The organism is Endozoicomonas sp. ONNA1, assembly GCF_024606325.1.
Classification (GTDB): Bacteria; Pseudomonadota; Gammaproteobacteria; order Pseudomonadales; family Endozoicomonadaceae; genus Endozoicomonas_A.
This window is the reverse complement of sequence record NZ_JAHHPN010000493.1, coordinates 1-3,971: the sequence shown is the minus strand read 5'-3', so window position 1 is coordinate 3,971 and position 3,971 is coordinate 1. Positions and strand designations below refer to the sequence as shown.

At 49.9% G+C, this 3,971-nt stretch carries 2 protein-coding genes; one reads left to right on the top strand and one right to left on the bottom strand.

All coding sequences use genetic code 11. The features are described 5' to 3' along the window. The first annotated feature begins 207 nt into the window (after positions 1-207). Positions 208-2,331 carry a hypothetical protein gene (locus KDK19_RS11270; RefSeq protein WP_257252683.1) on the top strand — a complete coding sequence of 708 codons (2,124 nt, stop codon included), beginning with the start codon at positions 208-210 and terminating at the stop codon, positions 2,329-2,331. Positions 2,332-2,436: 105 nt separating this feature from the next. Here KDK19_RS11270 and KDK19_RS11265 read toward each other — a convergent pair. Beyond that, on the bottom strand, positions 2,437-3,971 hold a 1,535-nt coding region (locus KDK19_RS11265), incomplete at its 5' end, for a hypothetical protein (protein ID WP_257287905.1).

The window sequence follows — 3,971 nt, the reverse complement described above, 5'->3', positions numbered from 1 at the left end:
CCTCAATTTCTTGCAATCCTCGCTACGGACGCTTAAGTCCGACAGGCTGCTAGATCATGGTAACGAGCCAAGAAGATAAAAACACCCTTGTTTTCCTGATCTATCCTTCTTCTCTGTAAACCAGAAGACAGGGACAGAATTATTAAACAATCACTTTTTGCGGCACTGCTGTTACTGTCGTTTTCTGTCGTCTGCCAGACTAAACCGTTGGCAAGACATATTGTTATCGAGGTTGAAAAGAATACAGATTTTCCTGACCAGAACTTTTCTATTAAGCTTAACCGACCAACATTGTCAGGCAACCCATCAGACACTGTCGACACAAACGGCAATGTAGAACCAGACTCATCATCTGATGAAAAACGACACAAACCTGACAGTCAGGAAGTGAAAACGACTCTCATAGAATCAATTTCGTGGCGATGGCTTTACGCGACGGATCTGCTGGTTGCTTATGAGCTCATTCTGAGTACCAGAGACGCCTCTCTATGCTCAAACCCTTATTCACACATAACTGTAGAAGCAGTTATCACTATCAGTTGGCTTTTAAAAAGCTATTGGAACGCCAACTCACCGCTGTTTAACCCGATTGGGCAACAAGAAACGAGTCAAAATCACCGGCTTGTCATCACCGCTATGATGCCAGGCTCTGAACAAGAACAACCTCATTATCAGCCATCAGAATCATCAGGCCAGCGTGTCCCACAAGCCAGCAGTCACATCACGGGCTATTTCACCAATCTCCTGTTTTCCAGCTCTGTCGGCGATAACGAAGATCCTGAACAACACCTGCATACTTTGGGTTTAAATTGTTATATCTATCCCTGTAATGGTGTTTGTCGATTCCGGCAATCTTCCAACTCATCCGATAGCATAGTGTCAGATTGTGAAGAAAGTTCGAAATACTGCACTGAAGAAACTTCCGGAGAGAGCCCATGCTCCCACGAGGCCAATGGACACTGCTATCGTTGCAGCCCTGTAGACGGGGTCGCAGACTCAATGGGTGCAGGGGCAGCCAGAACTGACTCTACCGGGCAAGGAACCTGCAACGTCATCTTAGTCAGCGAGGATGTCCAACTGCGGCAATGCCGGAAAGTCTACAAGAATCAAAAAGCACTTTTGTCTCACAAAACCAAATACCATACCGGGCAAAAAACCTGTGACTTAACAGAAGTCGCGGAGGATGGCCAGTCATGGCCATGCGGAATGGTCTTCCGGAATCATAATGCCCTTAGCTATCACAAAAGAAGTTTCCACACCGGGCAACAAACCTGTTACGTGACCATGGTTGGGAAGGATGGCCAGCAGCGACCATGCGGAAAGGCCTACAATAGTGTTCAAGCCCTGTCGAATCACAAAAGTTTATACCATACCGGGCAAAAAACTTGTGACGTAACAGTAGTCCCGGAGGATGGCCAGCCACGGCCATGCGGAATGGTCTGCGAGAATACTAATGCACTGTCGCATCACAAAAGAAGACACCATACCGGGCAAAAAACCTGTATCGTGATGGTGATTGGGAAGGATGGCCAGCCGCAGCCATGCGGGGCGGTCTGCAGGAATGCTAATGCACTGTCAACTCACAAAAATAGTCACCATAGTGGGCAGCGGATCTGTGACTTAACCGTGATCCGGGAGGATGGCCAGCGTCGCCGATGCGGGGCGAACTGCAAAAGTTCTAAAGCCCTGACGGATCACAAGAGAATCTTCCACACTGGACAACAAACCTGTGACGTAACCGTAGTTGGCAAGGATGGCAAGGAGCGACTGTGCGGGTCAATCTGCAAGAATGTTCAAACCCTGTCGAGTCACAAAAGCAACATGCACTGTGGTAAACGAACCTGTGAAGTGACCATGGCCGGAGAGGATGGCCAGCAGCAGCCATGCGGGAAGGTCTGCAGGAGTTATCAGGCCCTGTCGGATCATATAAGGAAAGATCACACCGGGCAACAAACCTGTAAGGAAATTGTAATTGAGAAGGATGGGCAGCGGCGGCCGTGTGGGGCGGTGCTTAGGAGTGCTACAAGCCTGTCGAATCACAAAAGCACATACCATACCGGGCCAAAAACCTGCAACGTAACACTAATCGGAGAGGATGGCCGACCTTGGCCATGCGGAAAGCTCTTCGATAATACCAAAGGCCTGTCGAACCACAAAAGAAAAGACCATAGCAGACCACAAACCTGCGATGTGACAGTATTCGGAGAGGATGGTCTGCAAAGACCATGCGGGACTGTCTGCAAGAATGCTTTTGACCTGACGAATCACAAAAGAAGACATCGAAAACGCAAGCCTGTTGCTGTAAACCGGAACAATGACCTCACCCCTTGAAATGACACCCGTCCCTTGAGAGGGTGTCGCTAAACTCGGGTTCCCATGCTTTTTCAGGCCCTGAGGTTCCGAACCAACAAGCCTTACGATCAAACATTGCTGCTTTCATGGCTGCAGGGGTTCCTCAGGCAACGCTGTCCTTGTGGCTCTCCTGTTACCTTTCTGTTGCCACTCGTAGAAGGCGCCCAGAGTGTAAGAGTAAGGAATACTTTTTGCGTGGGAGAATGACCATTTAGGCACATTTTCCCTGAAGTAGTTCTCCCAGCCGTGCTCATACATCTTCATGGTGTGATCACGTCGTTCACGGAACTGAAGATAATTCTCGTTCCGCGTCCAGCCATACATTACCTTGTCTGCTTTAACACGGTTGGTATACTCTTGATCTGTTTCACTGAAGCCTTGAGGCGTGGCAATGGCGTTGCGTTTCACATAGTCAGACTCCCTTTCACCCATGCTTCTCCAGCGATTAAGTCCGTCAAGACTTCGGCCCAGAGGTCCACCCAGCCATTGAGTGAGCATCTTGTTGTCGTTCATGAAGAAGTCGAAACCAAGACTCGACGCCAGAGCGAATCCGAAGGTTTGAGCGAAGGTAAACCCGGATATCAGACCGTAGACGTATGCTCCGACAGTGGCTATCGGACCCAGCACGATACCGGCGGTGGCAGAGGCCAGAGTTTTCACTTTTTCTGGTGTGACTCTTTGCAGCAGCGGTACCTGAACGCCTTGTACGGAAGCCATTGATGTCAACATTTCAGGCACCAGACGGAAAATGCTGCGATACATCCGGGGGTTGGCGTGGTACTGTCGGATAAATAGCATAGAGCCGGTTTTCAGCAGAATGACTGAGGAAGCAGCCTTGCCAAATGGCATTGCCAGCCCACTCACTTCAGAGACTTTTTCAATTCCACTGTGGAAGGCATATTGGCCGGTTCGGTCAAGATCGACACCATAGCGCTCCAACCAGTGCTGAAAGGGTGTGAGCATTCTGTGTGTGTAATCGCCCCGGTTGGTCAGATCCAGAAGATAGAGGAAGGCCATGTTCGAGAGGCACAGACTGGCCGCCTGCCGGGCGGTATTGGTCACCAGAAGAGCTTTGTAGTTGGAGAAGTACCAGGTGACCGCCTGTATCAGAGAGGCTGAAGGTTTGACCCAGTATTTCATTAGCTGTTGCTCAGCTGCTGCGGCATGAGCCTGCATCAGTGCGCTATAGACAGCCTGGATCAGTTCTGTTTCAAATATTCCGGCAGCATGAGCGTAAGGTGTCAGGGTATCCTGAACATTGGCCAGAAATGCTGCCGTTTTGCGGCCGTTCTCAAAGGCAATATCGTCAAGAACGTAGTTGGCGATCACCGCTGCTGCGTATTCTTTCATGCCGGTAACAGAGTCTTTCATACCCGCCGGGCCATTAGTGCTCACGGTCACAGGAGTAAAGGCACTCTGCATGAATTCCTCAGACCCCTTGTCGGACATCATCTGGACAACCTTCTTGAACTCGGGCACGCTGACGCCGTGTTTGTAACCAAGGAAGTGCTCAAATTCATCCACTGTCTGATAACCATCGGCACCTCTGACAGCCTTCATGTACTGCTCAAGTTCAATCTTGCTGATCAGACCTTCACGCAGCAGAGCGATGATCCTGT